Here is a 26,536-nt window from a genome sequence, read left to right as displayed (position 1 = left end):
AATCGTATTTATTGACGTATTTTTTGGATTGCATTACGGATGATGTCTTCCGTTTCATTATCACTCATTTCTATCACATCAACCTTTTTGGCATGATAGGCCTTCAGAATATCTTCGCTTAACCAGTCAAAATCTATACCTTCCGCTTCACAGATTGCTTCTATCATAGCTAAATCATCTTTGCGGATGCCGTAATGAACAAATTTCTGATCTATACCTTTAGCCATAATCTTTATGCGTTTTCAGGATAAAAAGCATCCCAGTTTAACAAATCAGTCGTATTCTCAATCGGTAGTTTGGAATATAGCCAGTTACTTCCATCTTGAATGATAACTCCTCCATAAAGAGGTGTATCTTTAGTTGAATGTTCTTGGATATATTGCAATAAGGCATTATGTTTCTCCGGAGCAGTTACATCACTTCCGGCACTTTTCGTATCGAAAAGATATACATGTCCATTCTTCATACGGATAACGAAATCAACATAAAATAAAGATTTTCCGTAAGCAATGGCATAATGTTGTTTCCCTTTATCCCCATTCTTATACCACCAGTCAATCCATTGTGAATGTCCTTCCAAGTATTTCACAAATTCCTTCTCCGGATTGGATGCTCCGTTAAGTTGCACGAATGGCAGCAAAGCATGATTCTTTGCAGTCTCAATATGGTTGGTTTCACTGTCATAGACTCTTTCTTCCGGAACTTCCCAGTTGTATTGTTTCAATTCTCTGGCCGTCGCAGATCTTTTCTTTGCTCGTTCTCTTTTGCGGGCGTATGTTTCTAAGGCCGTGTCCAGCAAACGGTCAAATTTGGGTCTGTTATCATAATAAAGAATGACCTTCTTGGCATCAGTATCGAAGATTCCAAAATAGTCGGCAAGCATTTCAAGCAGATAATTGGCTATTTTATCAGCTCTACCTTTACTTTCAAATTGATGTCCCTTACCACTTATATATGTCATAAATACACGGTCTATTTCAGATGCTTTACGGGCAAAGCGTACTTGATCTACCTTCAATATCTGTTCTTCATTCTGGAAGTGCACATCCTTCGGAATCTCCACATTGATTGTCTTGACATCCAAACGAATTGAATTTTTTACTCGCCTTCTGTTTTCATTTACTAAATCATCATCACTTTCCGGCAACGGAGTAAATTCATCATTATCGTTTCTTAAAGCGGCCAATTCGGCGATAGAAAACAATCCGGCACCTCTTTCCAGCTTCCAGAATTCATCAGCCACTTCATACAATGTCTTTTTGAAATCGGGTCCCAAATAATTTCGTTCCACATTAGGACGTTCTGAATAGTAAGCGGGCAGAGATATATTCTCAAGATTTTCACGTCTGCACGCCGTAATCGTATTTTTCAAGATATAGTCGGAATCTGCTGTGACAATCTGAATCTTATCTTTCGCAATATCGGTATAAACATAACCGATATTAAGCTGTTCTTTCGGATAGTGTTTCTGTTCCGGCATTCTCAGAATACGTCCTACGGTCTGTATGGTAAACTGATCGCTTTGCAATTTTCTGAAGATTAGCAGTACAGCTGCACGAGGGCAGTCCCAACCCAAAGCAATTGCTTCTTTGAATAGCAATACTTGCGTCATATTATCGGGACGTTCCAGTCCGGCTAGATTCTCTTTTTCGTTGGCGAGCCATACGGCCAATAATCCATTTTCGGCTGTTATTCCACAAATGGCTTCCAAATAGGTTTTCACTTGTTCTGCGATAGCCTGGTCTTCTGAAGTCATGGATTCCTTCACATCGTTGGGCAGCTGGATAAGCAATAGGGGATTGATTTTGATGCCCAATTCCTGATAAAGCTCTGCCAACTGATTACGTTTTGCCAATGCCGCTTTAATCAGATTTTGATTAAGTGTACGTTCTTCACTGAAATCCAGTTCTATATCCGGATTCAGCACTACTTCTTTCTTAATCATTTCAGCAGCAATAACATCCTGTCGATAAACTTTTACTTTTTCATCAGGATGAAGTGTTTTGGGAGTGGCTGAAATACGCAATTCTACAGCAGGATTGATACGTTCCAGCACCGCTGCCGATTTATCAGCCGTCTTTGACCAGAACATGTGTTCCTCATCTATGATGGCAACAATGGGCAAATCGTACTCTTCTTGTGTCCGTCGTGCAATTTCATACAAAGAAGCAAAGCTTTCGCTTTCGCGTACCATGACATTACTTTCTTTGTTCACGCTTTCCCAGTTGACAAATAATATTTCTCCGGGTTGTATGCCTTCACTTTGGTCAATCTCGTCAAACATTACAGGCCGAAGTTTCCGTGTTTCGCCAAAAGCATTCTTTAGGCTGGCATAACTTTGCAGATGAAGTTTCCGAGGTGCGAACCAGATATAGGCAACTTCCTGATAACGGCTGTCACCACGTGCTTTCAACTCATCGGTTATATTTGCCAAAGTCTGACAAGTCATGACCGTTTTTCCCGCACCGGTTGGCGCTTCAAATACAATTTTATGTCGTTTGCCACCAAGGTTTAACAAACGGATTGTTTTATCGGTCAGCTCATTGACAGCATTCTGTTGGTATGTTATATTTTTCATTGTTTTCTTCCTTTTTTATTCTCCAAGTTTTTCTTTTCTATCTCTTTCACCTCCAGCAGAAAACGGTCATAGTCTGATAAAAATAACTGATCCTGTATGATTCTGTACTTTTCAAATTCCGTTTCTGCATGTAGACGTGCAATTTCAGCAGTCACACGTCCGGCATCATTAAGAAGACCATATTCAAAGAGATTGATAAAACTGTTCAAACGCTGTTCCCAGTCGGCCATTGTCAGAGGAATGTGACGCAAAGTCATTGATTCTGCAAAGTCCAGATAAGCAGTAACCATACGTTGAAGTTGTCCCATTTCCGTATCTGACAAATAATTTTTCGCTATCACCACATCGCTTTTTCGTATTTTCCCGTCAGGGGCATCAGCCCATGTAGTCAATCCCATGTGTTCTTTTGTAGCATCCGCACGTTCTACAATGAGTTCCGCTGCAGTATGTCCATGAACAGCATAGTGCATCTTATTCTGTACTGTAGCATAAAAACGTCGTGTAGCCAATGCTGTCTTGTCGTAGTCTACGGCAGTCGCATATAAATCCGTTATTTTTTGATAGAACAAACGCTCACTGGCGCGTATCTCACGGATACGTTCCAATTGCTCATCAAAATATTTATCGGTAAGAAATGTCCCTCGTTTCAGCCTTTCCGAGTCCATTACCCATCCTTTAATAGTGTACTCTTTTGCTACTCCATTTACCCACTTTCTGAATTGCACGGCTTTTTCCGAGTTAACCTTAAAACCTACAGCAATAATCATTTCCAATGAATAATGATTTGCGTTATACTGTTTCCCATCCGGGGCAGTTATTCGAAATTTTCGAATAACTGAATCTTCCTGCAATTCATTGTCTGCAAATATTTTTTTGATATGATAATTAATGGTATGTACTTCTACACCATATAGCGCTGCCATCAGTTTCTGAGTGAGCCAGATGTTTTCATCTTCATAGCGTATTTCTATCTGCTGTTCATCATTTCCTACGCATGCCACATAGTTCAAGTATTCTGCTGCGCTGCTGCGTACACTTACTTGCTCTTTTTTCTTTTTATTCTTATCCTGCTGCTCTTTCATGCTTCCTCTTCATCTGTAAAGTTCAACATTCCATCAAACAGGTCTTTATCTTTTTGAGTGGTTGCCAGAACATCATCTTCCGGCACAATGACGGCATCCTTTTTCTTGGGCAGGATTCTTCGGTAAGTATTGTAGATGGCTTGTGGCAGAGCGCATAGTTCCACCTTATCACTGACATCATCAAACGAACCTTCCCAAGGATCTTCACTGGGTGAGAACACATAAACCTTTATTGGTTGGGTTATATCCAGTTCATAGATTATATCAACCAACTCATCGATAGATTCTTCACGATAAATAATAAGCATCTGCTTTTTTCCATCATCGAAATAGCGGAAAACATTTTTATAGGTCTTCTGCCCTCCAAAGGTATTTTGCTCCGTATAAAGGTCTTCCTTAATACAAAGCATATCTGTAGCAAGATTAACCAGTTTTCGCATATTCTGCATGGAACGACTGCGTCCAACAAATCCGGTACGGTAATAGCGGAGATTGTTCTTTGTCAAACCGGGTATTTCTTCACCTTTTGCACTGGTATAACCTTGAATCACTCGTCTGTTTCGTTCGTAAGTAACTTCTTCACAGATGTTGTTTTCATTATTCGTAACAAGAATACATTGGCGATGACCTCCGTCTTCTGCATTCAGTTGCATAGTAGCATGAAGGGTGGTACCACTTCCTGCAAAGAAATCTAATATGATAGCATTATTTAATGTTGTTACTGAAGTTGAAAGTAAAAATTTAACAAATACTGATGGCTTCGGAAATGCAAATGGCCTTGAATTAAAAATATTCGCAATTTCCGCTGTCCCTTGGGCTGTATTAAATAAATCTGATGTAACTAAATTTCTATATGGCGTAGTTCGTTCTATAAATTTCCCTTTATTATCTACATTTTGATAACGTTTGCAATATACGGCCCAGTCTTTTGAATTCTTTTTAAAGACAATAAAATCATTTTCTATACCCCATTTTATTTTAGATTTACTCCATAAATAATTCCATCCGGGATTCTGGTTTGAACCACCGCCCGGATAACGCATAGAACCATCGGGCATTTCTATAGGAAAATTCAATGCTTCAGAATAATGTCCACCTACTCGTCTACGATCTAATTTATCTAATGTGTATTTACCTCTTTCGTTGACATGTTTATCACTAAATTTAAAAGTGTCATCAACCGGAGGTTGTCCATCAAAATGTGCATTAGTCCTATTAGAAGTATAAACTAAGACATATTCTGTTGTTGTAACTATTTCATTACCTGTGTTTGATCCTGCTGTAGATTGCCAAATAATGTTCGTTATAAAATTACTATTACCAAATATATTATCACATAGTAATTTTAATTGTGCCTGCTCATTATCATCAATAGAAATAAAAACAATGCCACGATCAGACAACAACTTCTTGGCAATTTTCAAACGGCGACTCATAAACGACAACCACTTGGAATGACGATAAGAATCTTCCTTATCCACATAACTGTCATTATAGATAAAATCTTTATTTCCTGTATTATATGGAGGATCGATATAGATTACATCGATTTTCCCTTCATGTGTATAAGCCAAGGTAGCAAGAGCTTCCAAGTTATCTCCTTCAATCAGAATATGGTTAGGGGCATTTTTATCATTACTAATTATGGCACGTTCCGGCACCTCTGTCAAGATGGGCAGTTCATCGCGAAGACGTTCTTCTACGTCCTCTGGCTTATCTTCCCATACCAAACCATAAGTTTTATTTTCGCGTAACAAACCTAACAGGGCACTACGTTCCTTATCGGTCAATCCTTTTAAAGTGTTGATACGTTTTATAAGATGGGCTCTATCATTACTGTTCATAACATTACTTGACTTTACTGTTTTTGAATTCTGACTAACTGAACATCGTCACGTGTAGAGTTCAGCAGTTCTTTAATATCTACATCCAGAACACGTGCAATCTCTAGCAGCGTTTCCAGTCCGGGTTGTGAGGTGTTGGTACACCATTTTGATACCGTAGCAGGGTCTTTGCCCAATTGTTCGGCCAACCATTTGTTGGTTCGCTTCTTCTCCACAAGCACAACCTTGATGCGGTTTATGTCTTTTTCTTTTTCCATAAGGATTTTCTTTCGTTCTATGCAAAGATAAGAAAGCCTGTCTATTTTTCATCATTTCAATAGGACTATTTGCAATATAAATTGCGAATTAGTTCAATATTATTTGGAATAGCTTCCTGCAATAAGAACCTTTTGTTACTTTTGTATAATAACTTTTGAAAGATTAATATTATGGCATCAGAAAATAAATTAAACTATATAATACCACAATTTGTAAAATATCAGAATATTGATGATCTGTTAGAGAATAACAGTCATCATTCATTGTTTAATGAAAATAATCTGTCAATAAATGATGTACTTAAAGAAAACTTTGTTTGTATTGTAGGAGAACCAGGCATTGGTAAAAGTAGATTGCTTGATGAAGTTAAAGAGAGGATTTTGCCAAAACCATTTTTTTGTAAAGCTTCTAAATTTACAGCTTTATCAACCCCAAAAGAGAATGAATATTGTATCATAGATGCTTTAGATGAAGTTGAAGGATATTCATTCTACAATGTACTGCAATCAATCAAGCATTATAAGAAAGAAAATCCAAAAGTTAAGGTGCTGTTCACTTGCAGAAAACATTATGTAGCTTCTTATGCACAACATTTTGCGGATTGTAATCATTTAACATTCATCGAAATATGCAGACTAAACGAAAGAAATGTAATGAACGTTATAAGTAGCGACAACTGTAACTGCTCTAAAGTCACACTAGAAAATATAAATAAAAGCCCTAAATTAAAAGAACTCATAACTATTCCCAGATATTTGACATTTTTACTGGAATATATCAAGCAAAAAAGGGAGTGCTTAAATATTGGTGAATTATTTGAATATATGATTGCCAGTTCAATAAAGGCTGTTATAGAAGCTCATAAAAGAATACAAAATACAGAAAGTATAAGAATCCTTCTTCAGAGAGTTCTGGAGAAAGTGGCATTCGTTATGGAGATTAGCAGAAAAGACCAAATTTCAAAAGATGAGTTATACACCATACTTGACGGAATAAAAGGCAATATGACGCAGATGTTCATTGCCAATTTTGATTTATTGTATTTTGAGAGTCGTATATTGAAGGATACGGATGGAACATTACAATTTGAAAACACTGAACTGCAAGAATATCTTGCAGCAAAGGAATTATGTAGGCAAGATAATATAGAAAGTGTACTTTATGATGTTGCTGTACATAAAGAACTGAAACATATATATCCTAATTGGTATGATGTAATCCCCCACATATCATATTCGGAAGATAAGATTCACACTTTTATCAATGTTTTCAAACTCATTATATCATACGAATCAAATTTGGAGAATGGGGCATTCGAAAATCTATTAAAATACGTTGATCCTTCCGTTCTGTCAATTCAGCAGAAAGAAGAACTGTTTTCAATGATCTTTGAGCATTATCAACGTGTACCTGCATATATCATGTGGCAAAGTTCTATGAGTAATTTGTTACAAGAATGCTATACAACAAATTGTGATAGTCAAATAAGATTGCCACATGACAAACTCAACAAAATACAATTATCTAATGTTACTGTTACTCTTGATGCAATTGTTGAAGCGAAAAAACAAAGTGAGGACATTTATAATTATTGGAGACAAACAGCAAATGACTTAATAAAAACTGACGATAACGAAAAAAAACTTGCGGCTTTAAATTTGTATAGTGCACTTAAATGTGCAAACGAACTTATACGATTATCAGCATCTTATAGTGGCTTTACTAACAACCTAAAAGAAAAGTATTGTGAAGTAACAGGAGATATGAGAATTGCAGATATTTGTGTCGTTGATTGTTGGTTGAATGATTGTTATATAAGGAACCCTTATGCGATAAATGCCATCTTAAATATAGAAGATCTTTCCACATTGATTTATGCATACAGCAGAATTATAGAAGACGGAAAGCTATATGAGTTTTTTAATAAAAAAGGATCATTGATTGTATTTTATGAATTGCACTTAAAGCAACAATTTGATATTGCCTGGAAAGGGAATGCTGAAAGTAAGGAACTAATCACGAGAATTATAGCGAGTTTTATATCCAATCAATCATATACTGCTCATAGCGAGATTAATGCAATTATTAAACAAATACTACTTGATAAAACTACTGGAAAATTGTTTCTTACGAACATCGAGAGGATTTGGGATTTAGAAGATTTATTTCGACGTTTTGATGAGGGACTTATTGATATTGAACTTATAGCTTCATTAAATAACTCATTATTAGAAGCTAAAATAGAGGATTGGCGTATAGATGGCATTCTTATTAATCTCATTAACAAAATCAGGAATAATAAAGATAAGAAAGCTTCTATTGCAGAGTATATAGAACGTTATGCCGATACATTTGAACGATGGGACAAAGAATCCCCAAAAACAGAGGGTAGGAAAGTAAATTATCATGATCAACAACTTATTAAGATTTATGAAAATCTTTCAGATCCAGAAGTATTAATATCTGATAAATATGAAATTGCATTTAAATTGTCCGACAATACTGAATTTGTGAAAGGACAAGATCCTCAACCTTTGATAGAAGTTATCAAAGCATTTTTCGAAGAACTTGATTTAGATCAAATGATATTAAAAAGAAATGCATCGAATTCGTTCACATTACCTCGGCCTTTGCTTAAAATACCTGCTTTTATAAAAGTTCTATATCGTTTGGGTTTTCTTGATTTACTAAATAAATATAGAATCATTTTGATTAAAACATTACCAAACATCTGTATTACGAGATATTATGATGCCAACGAAATAAAAGAAATATACAAGTCTGTTATTGAAGATATCAGTGATGAAGAGAAAGATCAAGTAGTTAAATGGTGGCAGGAGAGAAAAGATGATTTTATGAATATTAGTCCTGATGATATATGTACTTGTATCAGCGATTACGGTATAGATGCATTATATTATAAACTGGAAGAGTATGTAGAACAATATATTGAACATACAGACCTTGATCATAGTATAGCTGCAGCCAAGGCATTAGATATCATATCAAATGGCAACTATGGTTGGGATATAGGCAGATACAAAAAATTGTTTGGTTTACTTGAAGATGAAAGTATTACAAGTGTAAAAATGCAATGTAATGAAATAATGATTGAAAAGTTTCAAGATTCTGAGGCTATTACTTGGCGAATTAATTATTTAAAAAATAATGTTATAAGATCATCTCATAATGAAACAGGAGAATTTCGTCCAATTTCACAAGAAGAAGCAGAAATAATAAGCACAAAGCCGTATATGTTCAGGTGCTTCATGAGAATAAAAGAAAATGAGGCTTTAGCCGAACAAATGCTTAATCTATTTGATTTCGGACTAAATTTATGTGTAAATTCAAAGACTCAGCAATATGCATATTATCTTCTTAATCAGATATACCATTTTTTTGTAGATTTAAATAAAATACATTATATCTCAATGTTAAGAGAAAAAGTTGAAGAACTTAATAAGAAAAATGTTAGTTATTTGGCTACGAATATCATGAATGATGCTGAAATGCGGTTTCTGAAAAATGAAAAAACAAACATAGGTAAGGCTGTCAAACGATATAACAAATGTATTGAAGATTCACATTTAAGTATTCGGAATGATGGTGATTTAAGGCGTTATTTTACCCAAATCTATTGCGAAGTACAAAAAGAGATACAAGACCAAGGTATATATGCATTAGTTCGCCAGGATTTATTAAATGAAGATTTCATTCAAAGAGAGTTGAAAAACACCATTATCAACAAGTGTTGTCAAATGGGGTTAGAAGCTACTGTTCGAGTAGACAGAGAAGTTACTCATCAAGATAATAAACGTACAGATCTTCTCTTTCGATATGGTTTATGCAAACCGATTATGATAGAACTTAAATTACTTCATAATAATGAAATTCAACAAGATAATAAACGTCATGAATATAAGGAAAAGTTTATTCAATATATTAATGCAACCAATCCTTGCTTGTCTGTATTTTGGGTATTTGATGTTCACAAGGGTGGAGATTCTTCTAAATTCGATGAATTAAAAGAGGAATACAAAGATTTACACCATACTAAAGTCTTTCTGACAGATTGTAAATGTAGCAGTGGCGTTGAAACTGGATTACAAAAAAGAATAAAAAGCTAACTCAGACATTGTCAAAAAATATGTAAACACTTTTTCCTCTTTCATTTTGAAAGGAAAAAGCCTTTTTTATTGACCATAATCTTTTTGATTTTGCGAAATCGGGATGTATAAACGAATAAATATTCCTAAGAAACTCGTATAAAATCTGCATATATGCAGGTTTTATACAAAAATTCCCGTGGTCGTCACGCTGAACGACCACGGGAATTGTCTGAAACCACCACGGTAAACAGTAACTTTCACCGTGGTGGTTTTGAAAAATCATCAGAATAAAGTTCAAAAATGGCTGGATATGCTATGTTTTGCTCCTCTGTTTCTTCTATTTCAAGGTTCTGTGGGAAAATGATTTCTGATAATATTTTCCTGTTATCCAGAATCTTATAAGGTTATATGTTTTCTGAAACTTTATTTTTCTGCAACGCTATGTTATCCGTCTGCAAAAACAGAAAACTCAGGCGCTTTGGAAATCAAATTGTCAGATTGTCATTTCCTTCAATCCCTCCGTGTACTCATACAGTTTGCGGTAGAAGGCACTGTGACAAAGCGTCTCGCGGTTGCCCACCAGAATCAGTTTCATGCGGGCACGGGTGATGGCCACATTCATGCGGCGCAGGTCACTCAGAAAACCGATGTTACCCTGCTCGTTGGCGCGCACCATACTGATGACAATCACATCCCGTTCCTGCCCCTGAAAACCGTCCACCGTGTTGATGCTGATCAGATGGCGGTAGGGCTTGAAGAATGCGTCACGGCGCACCATGCGGCGCAGCAGGATGACCTGTCCCTTATAGGGAGAGATCAGACCGATGTCTATCCGCTCCTCCAGAATCCGTTCCTTGCCGATTTTCTCCAGATAGCGTTTCAGAATGTCCAGAGTCTGTTCCGCCTCCTTCGGGTTGCTCCGGCTCATGCCGTCGGTCAGCTCGCCGCAGTCCGCATCCCCTTCGGGATCGGTGTCAAACCACTCCATGGCGATGTCCCAATCCAGAATGCCACGATACTTCACTTCGGGCGCGCTCTTGAGTCGGCCCTGATAAAACCAGTCGCTGGAGAAACGCATGATTTCCTCGTTCATGCGATACTGAATCTCCAGCAGCGACACCGCTTCGGGACGACGCTCCACGATGGTCTGCATCAGCGTTTTGCCCAATCCGCCCTGCAAGGCCTGAAGCGACTTTACGGTGGGAGGCAACTGCTGATGGTCGCCGGCCAGAATGACGCGTCCGGCTTTCTGCAAGGCAATCCAGCAGGCCGGTTCCAGTGCCTGGGCGGCTTCGTCGATGAAGAGGGTAGAGAACTTCTTGCCGATCAGTGCCCGGTTGGCACTTCCGGCCAGGGTGCAGGCGATGACACGTGCCTCGTTGAAGAGGTCCTCGTTGATGGCGATTTCCAGTTCGGTAGCACGTTCTTTCAGGCGGGCTATTTTCTGATGCAGGGCATCGGAACCGTGTTTCTTCTGGGCATAGAGGTCGCGGATGCCCTTGCGGATGGACCACAGCTGGGTGTAGTGCGGATGGCTTTCGAAGCGCCGTTCGTAGGTGCATGCCAGCATACGGTCGGTCACACGCAACGGGTTGCCGATACGCAGCACGGGTACACCACGGTCGGCCAGTTTCTCGGCAATCCAGTCCACGGCCATATTGCTTTGGGCGCACACCAGCACCTGACTCTCGCGGTGCAGGGTTTCGTAGATGGCCTCCACAAGTGTGGTGGTCTTTCCCGTGCCCGGAGGTCCGTGAACGATGGCCACATCCTTGGCCCGCAGTACCTTGTTTACGGCTGCTTCCTGTGTGCTGTTGAGCCACGGAAAGCGCAGGGACTGAAAGCTGAACTGCTCTTCCTTACGGTTGCCGTGGAAGATTTCACGCAGGTCGGCCAGCCGTCCGCTGGTGGCGCGCATCACACGGTCCAGAGCTTCGAACATCAGCCGATAGGTGGTTTCATCGATGGACAGGTGTACGCCCAACCGCCAGGCGCTCTGCAAGGCATCGGCCACTTCCGGCCCCGGCAGAGCTACCACCATGCGGTTCTCTTCCACAAAACTTACCTGACCGAAGAATTTGAAATGGCGCAGTTTGCCGTCGGTGTCACTGCCTTTGCGCGACACGCCCGAAGCGTCCTGTGTGAAGAAGCACACGGGTTTGCCCGGTTCGAACTGATGCTCCAGATCTTCGTTGGCCGTGCGTTCCAGTTCGATGACAAACTGGTTGAGCGAGTTGTAATAGCTGCGTCCCGTTTTGATGGGATACCAGCACAGTCCCTGACGGACACTGCGTTCAATGCCCCGCACTTCGGTCTGGTTCTGAAACTGCTGCTTTTCGTTTTCGTATTCCAGTTCCAGCAGCTGGCGCTGTTTCTGGATTTCCAATATGCTTGATTGCGGCATCCGGTTTCTGATTCTTTTTAGAGTGTTTGAATTTCTTTTCCGGCTGCAAAGATACGAGGATTTTTCGGAAAACCGGCTTCCCTTTAAACGGGTTTTAAAACCTTTTTAAAAGGTGTTTTCTGTAGATGGTTCATTGTTTCTTCTCCGCCTTCACCCTGCCTATAGGTCGTGTTCCCGTTCCTTTGACTCCGGTCAGGTCGTCACCTAAGTCCTGCCGGGCATTGTCTGCGATGGCTTCCAGCTTCTTGACAATATCCGGATGCTGCTTGATGATGTTGTACCGCTCTCCCGGATCAAGTCGCAGGTCAAAGAGCATTTTTTCCTTTAGAGGGTAGAACTCGTTTACTCTTCCCGGCTTACCGTCATTTCCCGGCAGATATTGCTCGTAGGTGCGGTATTTGTGTGGGAATACCAGTTTATATCTTCCGTCGGTAACCGCTTCCAGATCGTTATTCCGATAATAATAAAGGAACGAGGTTCGGGGATTGGCATCGGGAACAGACTGCAAGAGGGGCGTGATATCGACTCCATCTATTTTATGTTCCGGAAGTTTGGCTTGTGCCAGAGCTGCAATGGTGGGAAACAGGTCGATGCCGGAAACAAGACGGTTGCACACGCTGCCGGGTTTGATGTGATTCTTCCAGTACATCAGGCAGGGCACTCGTTGCCCTCCTTCAAAACTTGTTCCTTTTCCTTCCCGCAGTCCTCCGGTGTTGCCGCTGTGGTTACCATAGTTCAGCCAGGGGCCGTTGTCGGAAATGACAATCACCAGCGTGTTTTTCTCCAATCGTTCGGAGCGCAGTGTGTTTAGAATTTCTCCCAGGCTCCAGTCCAGTTCCATCATCACATCGCCATAAAGCCCCTGTTTGCTTTTTCCCCGGAACTGGGGGGATACGGCTAACGGAACGTGAGGCATCGGGTGGGCCAGATACAGGAAAAACGGTTTTTTTCGGTTCTGCTCAATGAAACGGACAGCCCGCTTGGTCAGATCCTGGGTAAAACGGTTCTGGTCCGGATTATGGGCGATGATGCTGTCTCCTTCGATTAAGGGCAGATCTGGAAATTTGATGGAAGGATGGCCCGGCCACATATCGTTTGAGTAGGGGATGCCATAAAATTCATCGAAACCGTGCTTCAGGGGAAGGAAATCAGGATGATCTCCTAAATGCCATTTTCCGAATATGGCGCACCGGTAACCTTGATCCTTTAGCATTTCTGCCATCGTTGTTTCGTTCGGATTAATTCCATAGTTAGCTCCAGGGAAAGGAGCCCCCGAGAGATTGATTCTGTTCGGGTAACAACCGGTCAGTAGTCCGGCCCGTGATGCGCCGCTGACGGCTTGTGGTGCATAATAATGAGTGAAAAGCATGCCCTGATGAGCCAGACGGTTGAAGTTGGGAGTGTGATAATCTATGGCACCGTTTATTTCCAGATCGCCATATCCCATGTCGTCCATTAAGATAATAATGAAATTGGTGTGGTCTTTAGCAAGGGTCTGGCCGGAAGGAAGCAAGCCTGCCAGAGCCAGAAGAGGGAATTTAAGGTTCATTTCTTTTTCGTTTTATAAAGGTGTATTCATTCTAAGGCAAAAATATGGATTTATTTGATATCAGTCACTGTATTCGGGGCTGTTTTTAAAAAAAGCAGTCAAGAAATCGAAACGGTTTCTTGACTGCCTGTGAATTTGCTGCTTAGAATTTCTGAGGCGCATCTTTGGAATAGGTCACGTTGGGTTGGCCTTTATAGAATACTTTTCCATGATGTTCTATTTCGCAATAAAGCGTCTGTTCGGCCCGGCAGTAGATTTCACCGTTGATACATTTCGCGGTTACTTCCTGGACGATACAGTTCTCTGCATGAAGCTCTCCGAATCCGGCGAACTGATAGTTTGCCTTCCGGGCTTCTCCTTCCAATCGCAGGATACCGGTACCGGCTACTGCTCCGGCCAGCTCCTTCGTCTGGATTCCTGCAATATGGATGTTTCCCGAACCGGCAATACTGACATCGCATTTTTCCGACTCTACTTTGGGGCAGGATATATTTCCCGAACCGGCAATGCTTATTTTACATTCCTTAGAGTCTATCTGAGAACTGCTGATATTTCCCGATCCGCTTATTCTCCATTCCAGACTTTCGGCTTGAATATGGGAGCAAGACATAGTCCCGGAACCGGCTATGTTCATGCTCAACTTCTGGTCGCATTTCAGGCCGGGAGCCTTGAAACTGCCGCTGCCGGAAATGGATACCGTCAGATGATTCGTACTCATTTCTTTACTGAGATATATGCTGCCCGAGCCGATGATCTGGATTTCCTCCAAATAACGGTAGGGGAGAATAAGCTCAATATCGTTGTAATGAACTTCCACATTATCCTTGAATTTGAGATACAGCCTGTCATCGTTTATTTCTGTTTGGATCAGATCGGCGAGGTTTTCCGGTATACGGAGTGATACCTCGTTTTTGTCGGTTGGTGTGACACGAAGCACGATGGAAGTGATGTCGATTCTCTTCAGGTTTTCTGCATCTAACTTTTGGGTGATATACTTGCTGCTGGCGTAAAATACCGAGCGGTTAACGCTGCTTCCGCTTCCGATCATATGGTTGTACTGCAGGTTGTTTTGTACGGTCTGAGACTGTGCACAGGCGTTGAGACTTACTGAGAGCATGAATATTCCGGCTAAAATTCGAATTGTTTTCATGATGTTTGTTGTTTGGTTGTTTATTTATTCTGTTTTAATACTGTTCACGGGATTCTCTGTGGCAACACGTCCGCTTTGCAAGACAACGGTTAAGAGTACCACGATGCTGACCATCAGAAAGGCCAATGGGAAGAACCACCAGTATATCGGGGTGTGCTCGGCAAAATTCTGCAACCACTTTGTGCTGATATAGTAACCGATCGGGGCGGCAATCACGAAGGCTGCAAGCAGGGGAACCAGATAGCGTCCGGCAAAGAGCAGAAGCACCTCGTGCACCGTGCTGCCCATAATCTTTCGGATGGCTATTTCCTTTCTCCTGTATTCCGTTTCAAAGAGCGTGAGGCAGAACACACCGATGAGCGTGATGAAGATACAGATGAAAGCAAATAATTTTACCTGGGCAATGAACCGGAATTCTTCTTCATAGGTTATTTGCAGATCCTCGTCCAGGAATCGGAACTCGCACGTCTCTTCCGTGTTCAGCTGCTTGATCAGTTGCTCCAACTGCTTCTTGGCTTCCAGTTTGTCGTATCCGTCGGTGATGCGTACAAAGACATTTTTATTGCGGTCGCCCCAGTTGACCGTCATATCGGGACTCATGATGATAAACGCGGCTGGAATGGTATTGTTGTCGTTGCGCATGGAGGTGAGTTTATAATTCTCGCAGATGCCTACTACCGGATAATGGCTCTCTTCGCTTCCCCAACCTTCAATATCCAGCCCGATGGGCTGTTCCAGTTTGATCCAGGGATATTTCTGAATCATGGCCCGGTTGAGGATGTAGGCTCCTTGGCGGTCGTGCTGATTGAAATCTCTTCCTTCCACAATCTTTATATTCATGGTTTTCAGAAAATGCTCGTCTACACACAGGGCAAAAAATGACAGATTGTGTTCTCCGCTTCCGCGTCCCCAACTCATATATCCGTCGGTACTGCCTAATACGGGTTCGGCAAAACTGCAGTTTTCTGCGAATGGAAGTTTGGTGATTTCCTGCCTCAGATAATCTTTCTTGCTCAGGGCTTCATACGGAAGCTGTGCATAGAGTACTTCGTCTTTGTTGAAGCCGTAGTCGGCGTTGAAAATATAATGAGTCTGTCCGGTCATGACCAGTACATACAGAGTCATGACAAAGGCCACAATAAACTGCACGGTAAGCATGGTCCAGCGCAGCATCTTTCCTCGTGGTGACAATCCGAACGAGCCTTTCAGTACGAGTGCCGGTGGAAAAGATGTGGCATACCAGGAAGAGAACAATGCGGACAGGACTCCTATTCCCAAAGTGGCGAACAGAGTGATGCAAACCAGCCCTCCGTGTGTCTGGAAACTGATGTTTCCGGAAACCAGTTTCATGCATTCCGGACTTTTCTGGAAGAGGAGAATCAGCAGGGTGGCACCAATCAGAGCAACGACCGACCAGAATACATTTTCCAGAATCATTCCCAAACGCAGGCTGGCGGTTGTGCTTCCCATCACTTTACGGGTATTGATGCTGCGCATGCGCACCGGAGTCTGTGCCAGTGAGAAGTTGGTAAAGTTGAGTAGGCCGATAATTAGAATAAAGATTGAGGCTGCCTGTAGCACATAGACAAGTGATTCGTTTCCTTTATCAGCATAGGCACTTCCTTCAAAGTAGGCGCGGTCCATCGGGATGAGCCGGAACTGTAATTTTGTTTCTTCTCCAAAGCGTTCTTTATATAGCTTCCCGATTTCCTTTTCCGCCTGTTCCTTGTTTTCGGGATTGTCCAGGCGCAGATAAATCTCGTTGTTCCATTCGGTCATACTTTGGAACCAATTCTCTTGATAACACCGGAACAGTCCGTTTTCGAAAGAACAATTCTCTGCAAAATCCTGACATACTCCGATAATGGTCAGGTTTTCACTATTCCATTGCGGAATGGCGAACTTTTTACCTACGGGATTTTCCGTTCCGAAAATCTGTCGGGCCAGACTTTCACTGATAATATAACCGTCGGGTTGTTCCTTCCAGCTGTTGGAGCCCGGAAGCAGATGGATCCCCCAAAAATCCAGAGTATTTTTATCAATGGTGGAAAGTCCCGTCTGAAATAAATTTTCTCCGACTTTGATATTTAAAGGTACTGCTCCACACATGTTCAAGGTTATTTCTTCTATATGAGGAATCTGCCCCCATAATTCTTTCAGTGGAGCCGGCAGGCTGGGGTACCATTTCGAATCTTCCCTAGATTCCACCCGATAGGTCCGCTGATAATCTTTCAGACTATGGTTGAAGGTGTTGTTGTATTCCACCTGTGTCATGAACAGGTAGAAAGCCGCCAAAGCCATGCTCAGTCCGAGCAGATGGAGCAGTGTGGCCGTTTTATAGCGGCGCAGATAATAAAATAGCGCTTTCATGATTCTCTTAGGGTTGCGTTGTTGTTTTTGTTATGGGTTAAAGTAGTCCGTTGATCTGTTCCACAATCTGTCCGTCGAACATGTTGATGATCCGTTTTGCGTATGTGGCATCGTGCTGTGAGTGTGTCACCATCACGATGGTGCTTCCTTCGTTGTTCAGCTGGCTCAGGAGTTCCATCACTTCCTTTCCGTTTTTTGAATCCAGATTACCGGTGGGCTCGTCTGCCAGAATCAGTTGCGGATTCCCCACCACGGCCCGGGCAATGGCCACCCGCTGTTGCTGTCCTCCGGAAAGTTGCTGCGGATAGTGCTTGGCTCTATGGCTCAGGTTCACCTTGCGCAGGATGTCCAGTGTGCGTTGTTTGCGTTCGGCTTTGGACACCCCGAGGTATTTCAGCTGCAGTTCGATGTTCTCTTCTACAGTGAGTTCCTCGATCAGGTTGAAGCTTTGGAACACAAATCCGATGCGTCCCTTGCGGTATTGGGTTCTGTCTTTTTCTTTCAGCTTGCTTACTTCTTCTTCGCCCAGCCAGTATTCTCCTTCATTGGGATTGTCCAGAAGTCCTAATATATTCAGGAGGGTGGATTTACCGCATCCGCTTGGTCCCATAATGGCAACAAACTCTCCGTCCTTTACTTCGAGGCTGACTCCATTGAGGGCCACGGTTTCTACTTCTTCTGTACGGAAGATTTTGGTAAGATTCTCAATTCTAATCATGATGTTTCGTTTTTATGATACAAATTTATAATGTTTCCTTATATTTCCTCTTATTCGGTCAGCAGCACAATTTCATTGTTTTTGAATGCCTCATATCCACTGGTGATCACTTCCTCGCCGGGTTCCAGACCTTCGGTCACTTCATAGTATTGCGGGTTCTGGCGTCCAATGCGGATAGGGCGCCTATAGGCTTTTTCTCCGTTTTTATCCAGAACAAAGATCCATTTTCCGCCGGTGGTCTGGAAGAAGGTTCCTTTGGGAATCAGAAGCGCCTGCTCCGACTTTCCTAATTCCAGGTTCAGGTTGTAGGTCTGTCCGCTACGGATTTTGTCCGGATGTGCGCCGACAAAGACCATATCTATGCGGAACCGTCCATCCCGCACCTCTGGATATACTTTGCGGATGCGTAAACGGTAGGTCTTTTCATCGCGTATGAAGGTGGCCGTCAGTCCCGTCCGTACCCGGTCAATGTAATGTTCATCCAGAAGCGCTTCCACCTTGAAGTCCGACAGATCGTTGATCTGGCCGATCTTTTCTCCGGCTCCGATGCTTTGTCCGAGTTCCACATCCAGCAGACCGAGTTCGCCGTCAATGCTGGAGCGCACATTCAGCTTTTCGCGGCGTTCGCGCACCATGAGCACGTTTTGCCGCATGTTGGCCAGATTCTCTTCCATCTGTTCCATTTGTGCCGAGCGGTAAATGCTGTCCTGCTTCAGTCTTTGCGAGATGAGTCCGTGTTTTTTCCGTGCCAGTTCATAGTCCTCCTCACTTTGCAGATATTCCTCCCGGCTGATCAGTTTTTCGTGATACAGCCGTTTGTTCTGTTCATAGTTTCTCTTTTTGCGCCGCACATCCATGTCGAGCGAGATCCGTTCCGTACGGTTGTTCAGCAGATCCTGCTGCATGGTGATCTGGGTGTTCCGAAGCAGATTCTGCTTTTCGGCCAGTTCCGCTTCCGCATTGAGAATCTGCAAATCCAGATTGCTGTTGCTCAATTTCAGGATGATGTCTCCTTTTTTCACTTTGCTTCCTTCTTCGATGATCTTCTCGCGGACAATGCCGCCTTCCTCCGGAGATACCTGCACCACCTGAATGGGCACCACCTGTCCGTTGAGTCGTACGTAGTCTTTAAAAAGTCCTCGGGTTACCCTGCTGATGGTCTGTTGCTTCTTGGAAGCTTTTACTGCCTGTGTCTGGCTGCCGAGCACCAGCCACATCAGGCCGGTAATCAGGGCGACGGCAGCGGCGCCATAAAGAAGATAACGGTAAACAGGATTTGTTTTTTTTATTTTTCGGTCCATAAGGCGTTTCCTTGATAATAGTTCAACAATCGGGTGTTATAGTATAGGTTCAGGCGACATTGCAACTGCTGTGCCTGACTCTGAAGAAGGGCGACCGTAACGGTCTGGACATCGATGGGAGAGGCTAATCCTTCTTCCCATTTACGGATGGTGATTTCTGCGGAAATGCTGTCGGCCTCTACTTTCTGTTCCATCTTCTTGATTTCCTGATATGCGTTCTCCCAGTCGGCCACAATTTCCGTAATCAGCCGTTGCAGTTCCTGCTGCTCGTATTCCAGATTTTCCTTGGCCTGCTCCAGTCTGTTCCGTCTTTCCCGAATGGAAGACAGAGTGTTTGTCCGGTTAAACAGAGGAATGGAAAGTGTGGCCGAGAGATATTGACCGGCATTGTTCCGCATCTGTTCCTGAAAGGCTCTGGCGTTTTTATCATTCATGTTCTTGAAGAATGAGGAAGATACGCCGGCATTCAACGACAGCGAAGGGTAAAGGTCTGCCTTGGCTGTTTTCAGATTGTATTCGGCCATCTTCAGTGCGGTCTGGGCCTGAAGGATTTTAGGCTGTGTGTTTCGGGCATATTGGTATATGGAGTCGGTAGATGCGGAGCGGGCTTCACAGTGCCAGTCGGCAGAGGAAACAAGAATCAGCGGGTCGCCGGTGGGATAATTCATTTCTCTTTTCAGAGTCAGCAAAGCCTGGTCGAGCAGGTTTTGCTGATGCGTTGTTTCAAATTCGTCGGCGGCCAGACTGGCCTGCATCTGTTTCCATTCCGCTTCTCCTTTCCGTCCTACCTCCATCATCACCTGGGTCTGATGAAGCAGAGCCTTGCTCTGTTCCAGTTTCCGACGGGCAATGCGGAGTGTTTCCTGATAGTAAATGGCATCCAGATAGGCTTTCAGCACATTCAGTGCCACATTCTCTTTTTGCATCTGAAGAGCCTGTTTGCCGGAAAGGATCTGGGCTTTGGCCATACGGAGCTGGTGCAGACGGCGGAATCCTTCAAAAATGGAGAGGGAAGCGGAAAGACTGTATCCGTTGGAGAAGGTGCTGACATCGGTGTATGTATTGGTCTGTGGGTCGATGGCACGTCCGAAATTGTTTTGCACATTGATATAACTGCTTACATAGGGCAGGAAAGAGCCGATAGAACGGGTGCGTTGCGATTGGTAGTCATTCAGATTATAGACTTGTTGCCGTACCTGATGGTTATGCTCCACAGCGTAATCCATGCACTGTTCTATGCTCCAGACTGTGCCGGAAGTTTCCTGTGCCTGGATGTTTCCGGTCAGCAGAAGCCAGATGAATCCGATAAGGTTTCGTTTAGACATGGTGTTTCTTGTTTTAAGTTTTCAGTTCAAAGATACGGCTCCGACCGGCAGCGGACAAGAAATAGGAAGAACACAGCACCACATTGTATGATAATCATACAGTCGGTCGTATAATAATCATACAATGTGGTGCTGCCAAGGTTTGAAAATGTATTGGACTTATTCTGTTTTGATACTGTTTACCGGATTTTCTGTGGCCACACGTCCGCTCTGCAAGACAACGGTCAGGAGTACCACAGTGCTGACCATCAAAAAGGCCAATGGGAAGAACCACCAGTATATCGGGGTATGCTCGGCAAAATTCTGCAACCATTTTGTGCTGATCAAGTAGCCGATCGGAGCGGCAAGCACAAAGGCTGCAAGCAGAGGAATCAGATAGCGTCCGGCAAAGAGCAGAAGTATTTCATGCACCGTGCTGCCCATAATTTTGCGGATGGCTATTTCCTTTCTCCGGTATTCCGTTTCAAATAAGGTGAGGCAGAATACTCCGATGAGCGTGATGAAGATACAGATGAAGGCGAAGAATCTTACTTGGGCAATGAACAGGAATTCTTCTTCGTAAGTAATCTGCAGATCTTCGTCCAGGAATCGGAATTCGCAACTCTCTTCCGTATCCAACTGTTTGATCAGTTGTTCCAACTGCTTCTTGGCCTCCAGCTTGTCGTATCCTTGGGCGATGCGTACAAAGATCTTTTTATTGCGGTCGCCCCATTCGGCCATATCCGGCCCCATGATGACAAACGCGGCAGGAATCGTATGGCTGTCATAGCGCATGGAGGTGAGTTTATAGTTTTCGCAGATGCCCACCACCGGATAATGCCCTTCCGGGGTGTTCCAATCCTTGATATTTTTATTTATTGGTTGGTTCAGTGAAAGCCAGGGAAATTTCCGGCTCATGGTTTGGTTCAGGATATAGGCACCTTTACTGTCCTGTGGATTGAAATCTCGTCCTTTTGCGATCTTAATATCCATGGTTTTCAGGAAGTCTGCGTCCACACACAGGGCTTGGAAAGATATGCGATGGTTTCCGCTTCCACGTCCCCAGTACATATACCGGTCGGCGTTTCCCAATATATCTGCAGCGAAACTGCTGCTTTTTACAAAGGGAAGTCGGGTAATTTCCTGTTTCAGATAATCTTTCTTGTTTATGGCCGCATCCGGGATTTGGGCATAGAGCACTTTATCCTTATTGAAGCCATAGTCGGCATTGAAAATATAATGTGTCTGTCCGGTCATGACCAGTGCATACAGAGTCATGGCAAAGGCCACAACAAACTGGCCGGTAAGTATGATCCAGCGCAGTTTCTTTCCGCGTGGTGACTGTCCGAATGAACCTTTAAGCACAAGGGCCGATGGAATGGAGGTGGCATACCAGGCAGAAAACAGAGCCGACAGGATTCCAATTCCTAATGTGGTGAGCAAGGTAATGCCTGTCAGTTGCCCGTGATTTTGAAAACTGATGTCACCTGAAACCAGATTCATGCATTCCGGACTTTTCTGAAAGATCAGAATCAGAAAGGCTGCACCGGCTAAGGCTACTGCCGTCAGGAAGATATTCTCCAGTACCATTTCCCGGCGCAGGCTGGCCGTGGAGGCTCCCATCACTTTGCGGGTGATCATGCTGCGCATACGCAGCGGTGCCTGCGCCAGAGAGAAGTTCGTAAAGTTAAACAGGCCGACAAACAGGGCGAGAATGGAAATGATGGACATCATGTGGCCTGAAGGGCGATACCTGCTTCCGTTTGCCTGAGTAAGTTTGCTGAAGTTTGCTTGCTGGACAGGAAGCAACCGGAAAGAGTCTTTTTTAGAAGACTGAAAGAAGCTTTCTGTCAGGGCTTTTTCTACGGATATTTTGTTTTTAGGATCGTCCAGACGTACAAAAATTGCATAGTTCCAATTGCTCCAGTTTCCTAAGTGAAAATGCTCCCTGCGACGGATAAGTCCGTTTTTTATGGAGCTGTTGTCCGGAAAGTCCTGATAAATGCCCTGAATGGTTACCGGACGTTTACGGTTTTCTTCTGTAATAAACAAGGTTTTTCCAATGGGATTCTCTGCTCCGAATATCCTTCGGGCTGTTTTTTCGCTGAGGATATATTCTGGTAGGTCTGTTTGTGCACTGTTTGCATCGGACTGCATCCTGATTCCCCAAAAACCAATGGCATTCGAACCCAGATCCAGATAACTGAGTTGGTAGGACATGCCCTTGTATTCCGTTTCTACTTGTTCCGTCAAGGCGCACAGACTGCTGATCTGTTCTATATGAGGCAGGTTCTGCCAGTATGAAACAATCTCTATCGGAAACACGATATTCCAGTCATAAGGCTGTGAGGTAAATGAGGAGGTTTCTACCCGATAGGTTCGCTGATAATCTTTCAGGCTGGTATTGTAATTGCGGTTGTATTCTGTTTGTGTCTGAAACAGGTAGAATAGGGCAATAGCTATACTTAATCCTAAAAGGTTAAGCAGGCTGGCCAGCTTGTATCTACGGAAGAAATAAAGCAAATATTTCATGGACATGGAATATTAATTCTACTTTTTATATTGAATTATTCATATTGTCTTTTGTTTGCTTATCGGGCATTTGGGGCGTTTATAACATTCCAAATTTATCAGAAAGCCCCAGTAGTATGGGATTTCCATAGCTACTGGGTTCAATCTTAATAGCATTCACCGATAATAATGATGCAAAGTTATGCTTTTTCAGAATACAGTCAATGTTATTTATATAATATTTATTATTTAATTTGTTGCTATTATATGAATATTTTGGTTGATACTTCTTTTTATTACTTTTTCTTGTTTACATTAAACCGGTATACCACATGCAGCAGGGCATAGCGGGGGATGACGTTGTTCCAGGTCTCTGTCCGGCCTTCCGCGGTGATTACGTTCCGTACACTGGAGAGCTGTCCCAACAAGTCGAATCCGTCCAGCATCACAGACAGGTTACCGTCCATCATCTTTTTGGCGATACGCATGTTCCACACCAGCTCGTTGGTATTCATATCTGCCGAGGTATATCCTCTGCGGCTGAACATAGTCAGGTCGGTATTGACTTCCATACCCCAAGGAAGCTCCACTCTTCCGGTCATTCCATAGTTGAAGTCCACGGCATTGATGGTTTCAAAGTCTTTTCTTTCCGAATTACTGTGTGTCCAGGTCGCCACTCCTTTCAGTCCCACGGACCATTTGTCGTAGCGCATTTCCGCTCTCAGGTTCTCTGTCAGGTAGAGTGATTTCACCTTGTACTTCATCACGCGGTAGGTCTGGTCTTCGCCGAAGAGATCCACACTGTTCACATAAATGGCGTTGGTATTGGTATACAGGGTGATCTTTTTCTGCTTGTCCACCGGGCTGGAGAAGCCCACACTCATTTGCGTGTTCCAGCGTCCGGATATGTTTTCCGGGCGGGATATCTTCTTGGTCGTATTCCGGTCGTAGCTGTATCCCATGATCACGGCATTCTTGCTGTAGTTATAGCTCATGTTGGCAGAGACCGTGCGCTGTCCTTTCAGAAAGTTGGAATAAGTCAGGGCCAAAGAATGATTGGTCGTGTTCTTCAGATCCGGATTGCCGTAGATGGTGTTCATCGGATCCTTGTCATCCACGACGCTGACCAGACTGCTCAGGTCCGGAGCATAGGAGTTGCATAGATAGGTCAGAGAGAGATCATCGTGCTTGTCCTTGGTCTTGTGAGTCAGCTTGACATACGGCTCAAAGAAAACGACATTCCGGGTGATGGTTGTATCCAGCTTGTTTCTTTGGTAATCCATGGCATAATGCTCGATGCGCATGGGAGGCTCGATGTATACGGACCATTTGTGCTTCTTCTCTGTATTGAAGTTGTCCCAGGCCAGACGCACGCCCGGCTTGTGCTTGAAGTCATGCCGTCCCTGATTGTAGCTGTTCTGAACGTCCAGCACCTGATACAGAGAGTCCTCTGTAGAAGGAATGATGCCTATGTCGTGCCCGTTTGGGAATCCCCATGCGCCATATTCTCCCAGCTGATAAATACGTTCGCTACCGGAGTTGAAGCTCTGTCCGTACTGGTAGTAAGGAGTCAGGTCGAGCGACTGGGTCCGTGTGGGCAGGTAGAAGCGGTATTCCGCCCGTGCGGAGTAATTGTAGGACTTTTGCGGCGTATCCCGGTACATGTTCCGGTAATCAGTCGTTGCGATCTGGTTGTTCGGATAGTTGTAATAAATTCTTTGGAAGATATCATAATCGGCCTTGTTCCAGGAAGCGTCCAGAAATATTCTCAGAAAGTCGTAGGTGTGGGCAATCTGTTTGGAAAAGACTCCGTTGAATTTGGCGTTCATGTGGTCACCCTTATAAATGTAATCAGCGTACCCCCTCATCAGCAGATATTTATAGAAATCGAAGTTGTTTCCTTCCAGGAACAGACTGTCCATCACATTTCCCAGATTCTCCGGATTGACACTGAAATTCGCTCCCGTGGATGTCCCGTTCGTTTTGTTCTTGTTGTAAGAGAAAGACGTATTGGTTGTCAGCTGAAGCTTTCCCTTTTCCTGCAACCGGTTTATTTCCAGCGCATGACTGGCATTCATCTGCCAGGAGTCATTCCGGCTATTGGAAGAGCTTTCCTTGAAAGTGTTTCCTTCTGACAGGAAGTTCTCACCGCTTGTTCTCTGCCGGTTGTCCGCATGGAGATGGGTAACCTGCACATTCGTGCTCGACTTGTATATCTTGTTGTCCGTAAGAAAATGGTTGATGCCCGCGATTTGTCGCTCCTGAAGCCCGTTGGTGTTGTTTCCCGGAGTCCAGTTGCTGTTGGCACCCGGTGTGCGCTCATCATTCAGGTTGTTCACGTTGGCGAGAACCGAGATCCTTGAGAAAGGTGTGAAGCGTGAGGCGAAGAGACGTCCCATGTAGCGATTGTCTGTTCCATATCCTCCTTCCATGTTACCGACATACCCGGTGGAATATTCCTTTTTGAGGCGTACGTCCATCACCAGGTTGCCTTCATCGGCCTTGAGCTGCATCGCTTCGTTGAATTTGTCTTTTTTATTATACACTTTAACCTTGTCCACGGTCATGGCCGGCAGGTTTTCCAGAAGCACCTTGCTGTTGTTGCCGAAAAACGCTTCGCCGTTCAGGAGCAGGCTGGTCACGAACTTGCCTTTGGCAAAGATGCGTCCGTCGTCCTTGATTTCCACGCCCGGCAGTTTCTCGATGAGCTTGTCCAGCATGGAACCCTCGGCCAGCCGGAAAGCAGACGCGTCATACACCACGGTGTCTCCGTTCATGTAGAACTTCACTTTGGTGGCCTTGACCACAATCTCATCCATGACCTGTTCTTTCAGTTCATATTTTTTGCGCATGTAAAAGAATCCCAGGTCGGTGTTCGGTGCTCTCCGGTAGAATTTGACGGTTATGGGGTGGTAAGCCGTTTCAAAATCTTCGTGCTCAAAACGGAGCAAGTATTCCCCCGGTTTCTCCCATGGCATCCGGAAATATCCAGAACCGGTATTCATGGAGTCTATTGCAGTACTGTCCTTTTGGAGCAGATATACCCTGACATTGTTTATATTTTCGTTTGTAAAAAGATTCTTCACCAGTCCGGAAATGGAACGGGTTCTCTGGCCTTGGGCTGAGGTTGCTCCGAACATTATCGCGAGCATCAGAAATAGAATAGTTTGTTTTTTCATCGTCATTTTTGTTTGAGGTTTGCACAAAAGTAGGGGGAGAATTTGGGCTGGCCATGCTTTCGGAAGGGCGTAACGGCGGTTTGTATGATTATCATACACTTTGCTGTATGATAATCATACAAACTGTTGCCGGCCCGATTAAAATGACGATGGCAGGGTGGGGGCTATTCCGGAATTTG

At 43.5% G+C, this 26,536-nt stretch carries 15 protein-coding genes; 1 reads left to right on the top strand and 14 read right to left on the bottom strand.

Features of this window, described 5'->3' with window-relative positions; genetic code table 11:
* Positions 1–8 precede the first annotated feature (8 nt).
* Genes DXA74_RS07660 through DXA74_RS07640 form a run of 5 tightly spaced genes read right to left on the bottom strand, consistent with a single transcriptional unit; the run spans position 9 to position 5,761 of the window.
* Positions 9–227, bottom strand: a complete 219-nt coding sequence (locus tag DXA74_RS07660; protein WP_118526313.1) for a DNA modification system-associated small protein — start codon at positions 225–227, stop codon at positions 9–11.
* A 5-nt stretch (positions 228–232) separates the two neighbouring features.
* Positions 233–2,578, bottom strand: a complete 2,346-nt coding sequence (locus DXA74_RS07655; RefSeq protein ID WP_118526311.1) for a DEAD/DEAH box helicase — start codon at positions 2,576–2,578, stop codon at positions 233–235.
* Entirely contained in the window at positions 2,575–3,660 is a 1,086-nt protein-coding gene (locus tag DXA74_RS07650) for a virulence RhuM family protein (protein WP_118526309.1), read from the bottom strand. Before DXA74_RS07650 ends, DXA74_RS07655 begins: the two co-directional genes overlap by 4 nt.
* Positions 3,657–5,504, bottom strand: coding sequence for a site-specific DNA-methyltransferase (locus tag DXA74_RS07645; RefSeq protein WP_118526307.1), 1,848 nt, complete (start codon positions 5,502–5,504; stop codon positions 3,657–3,659). Before DXA74_RS07645 ends, DXA74_RS07650 begins: the two co-directional genes overlap by 4 nt.
* A gap of 14 nt (positions 5,505–5,518) precedes the next feature.
* On the bottom strand, positions 5,519–5,761 hold the full coding sequence (locus DXA74_RS07640; RefSeq protein WP_005646253.1) for a helix-turn-helix transcriptional regulator: 243 nt from the start codon (positions 5,759–5,761) through the stop codon (positions 5,519–5,521).
* 171 nt (positions 5,762–5,932) lie between these two features.
* Between DXA74_RS07640 and DXA74_RS07635 the strand changes: the two genes are divergently transcribed.
* Positions 5,933–9,889 (top strand): NACHT domain-containing NTPase, encoded by a 3,957-nt coding sequence (locus DXA74_RS07635; RefSeq protein WP_118526305.1) that lies wholly within the window; start codon positions 5,933–5,935, stop codon positions 9,887–9,889.
* Between the two features lie 475 nt (positions 9,890–10,364).
* Here DXA74_RS07635 and DXA74_RS07625 read toward each other — a convergent pair whose 3' ends face one another.
* The 9 genes from DXA74_RS07625 to DXA74_RS07585 form a co-directional block, all read right to left on the bottom strand.
* Entirely contained in the window at positions 10,365–12,275 is a 1,911-nt protein-coding gene (locus DXA74_RS07625; protein WP_118526301.1) for an AAA domain-containing protein, read from the bottom strand.
* A gap of 130 nt (positions 12,276–12,405) precedes the next feature.
* Complete coding sequence (locus DXA74_RS07620) at positions 12,406–13,824, bottom strand: sulfatase (protein WP_118526299.1); 1,419 nt, start codon at positions 13,822–13,824, stop codon at positions 12,406–12,408.
* Positions 13,825–13,966: 142 nt separating this feature from the next.
* Complete coding sequence (locus DXA74_RS07615; protein ID WP_118526297.1) at positions 13,967–14,974, bottom strand: GIN domain-containing protein; 1,008 nt, start codon at positions 14,972–14,974, stop codon at positions 13,967–13,969.
* A 24-nt stretch (positions 14,975–14,998) separates the two neighbouring features.
* Positions 14,999–17,344, bottom strand: coding sequence for an ABC transporter permease (locus tag DXA74_RS07610; protein WP_118526295.1), 2,346 nt, complete (start codon positions 17,342–17,344; stop codon positions 14,999–15,001).
* A gap of 37 nt (positions 17,345–17,381) precedes the next feature.
* Positions 17,382–18,062, bottom strand: a complete 681-nt coding sequence (locus DXA74_RS07605) for an ABC transporter ATP-binding protein (protein WP_118526293.1) — start codon at positions 18,060–18,062, stop codon at positions 17,382–17,384.
* A 50-nt stretch (positions 18,063–18,112) separates the two neighbouring features.
* Positions 18,113–19,363, bottom strand: a complete 1,251-nt coding sequence (locus tag DXA74_RS07600; protein ID WP_118526291.1) for an efflux RND transporter periplasmic adaptor subunit — start codon at positions 19,361–19,363, stop codon at positions 18,113–18,115.
* On the bottom strand, positions 19,348–20,688 hold the full coding sequence (locus DXA74_RS07595) for a TolC family protein (RefSeq protein WP_118526289.1): 1,341 nt from the start codon (positions 20,686–20,688) through the stop codon (positions 19,348–19,350). Before DXA74_RS07595 ends, DXA74_RS07600 begins: the two co-directional genes overlap by 16 nt.
* Before the next feature lie 159 nt (positions 20,689–20,847).
* Positions 20,848–23,199 carry an ABC transporter permease gene (locus tag DXA74_RS07590; RefSeq protein WP_158576039.1) on the bottom strand — a complete coding sequence of 784 codons (2,352 nt, stop codon included), beginning with the start codon at positions 23,197–23,199 and terminating at the stop codon, positions 20,848–20,850.
* 275 nt (positions 23,200–23,474) lie between these two features.
* Positions 23,475–26,357: a TonB-dependent receptor gene (locus DXA74_RS07585; RefSeq protein ID WP_158576038.1), complete on the bottom strand. Its 2,883-nt coding sequence runs from the start codon at positions 26,355–26,357 to the stop codon at positions 23,475–23,477.
* Positions 26,358–26,536 lie beyond the last annotated feature (179 nt).

The sequence above is a fragment of the Bacteroides sp. OF04-15BH genome (genome assembly GCF_003477995.1).
Lineage (GTDB): Bacteria > Bacteroidota > Bacteroidia > Bacteroidales > Bacteroidaceae > Paraprevotella.
The sequence above is the reverse complement of the archived record's forward strand: the minus strand, read 5'-3'. Positions and strand labels throughout refer to the sequence as shown.

Coding starts and splice junctions, on each gene's coding strand:
- DXA74_RS07600 (WP_118526291.1), bottom strand. CDS start 19,363: ATGGACCGAAAAATAAAAAAAACAAATCCTGTTTACCGTTATCTTCTT.
- DXA74_RS07635 (WP_118526305.1), top strand. CDS start 5,933: ATGGCATCAGAAAATAAATTAAACTATATAATACCACAATTTGTAAAA.
- DXA74_RS07660 (WP_118526313.1), bottom strand. CDS start 227: ATGGCTAAAGGTATAGATCAGAAATTTGTTCATTACGGCATCCGCAAA.
- DXA74_RS07615 (WP_118526297.1), bottom strand. CDS start 14,974: ATGAAAACAATTCGAATTTTAGCCGGAATATTCATGCTCTCAGTAAGT.
- DXA74_RS07625 (WP_118526301.1), bottom strand. CDS start 12,275: ATGCCGCAATCAAGCATATTGGAAATCCAGAAACAGCGCCAGCTGCTG.
- DXA74_RS07620 (WP_118526299.1), bottom strand. CDS start 13,824: ATGAACCTTAAATTCCCTCTTCTGGCTCTGGCAGGCTTGCTTCCTTCC.
- DXA74_RS07585 (WP_158576038.1), bottom strand. CDS start 26,357: ATGAAAAAACAAACTATTCTATTTCTGATGCTCGCGATAATGTTCGGA.
- DXA74_RS07605 (WP_118526293.1), bottom strand. CDS start 18,062: ATGATTAGAATTGAGAATCTTACCAAAATCTTCCGTACAGAAGAAGTA.
- DXA74_RS07590 (WP_158576039.1), bottom strand. CDS start 23,199: ATGAAATATTTGCTTTATTTCTTCCGTAGATACAAGCTGGCCAGCCTG.
- DXA74_RS07650 (WP_118526309.1), bottom strand. CDS start 3,660: ATGAAAGAGCAGCAGGATAAGAATAAAAAGAAAAAAGAGCAAGTAAGT.
- DXA74_RS07595 (WP_118526289.1), bottom strand. CDS start 20,688: ATGTCTAAACGAAACCTTATCGGATTCATCTGGCTTCTGCTGACCGGA.
- DXA74_RS07610 (WP_118526295.1), bottom strand. CDS start 17,344: ATGAAAGCGCTATTTTATTATCTGCGCCGCTATAAAACGGCCACACTG.
- DXA74_RS07655 (WP_118526311.1), bottom strand. CDS start 2,578: ATGAAAAATATAACATACCAACAGAATGCTGTCAATGAGCTGACCGAT.
- DXA74_RS07640 (WP_005646253.1), bottom strand. CDS start 5,761: ATGGAAAAAGAAAAAGACATAAACCGCATCAAGGTTGTGCTTGTGGAG.
- DXA74_RS07645 (WP_118526307.1), bottom strand. CDS start 5,504: ATGAACAGTAATGATAGAGCCCATCTTATAAAACGTATCAACACTTTA.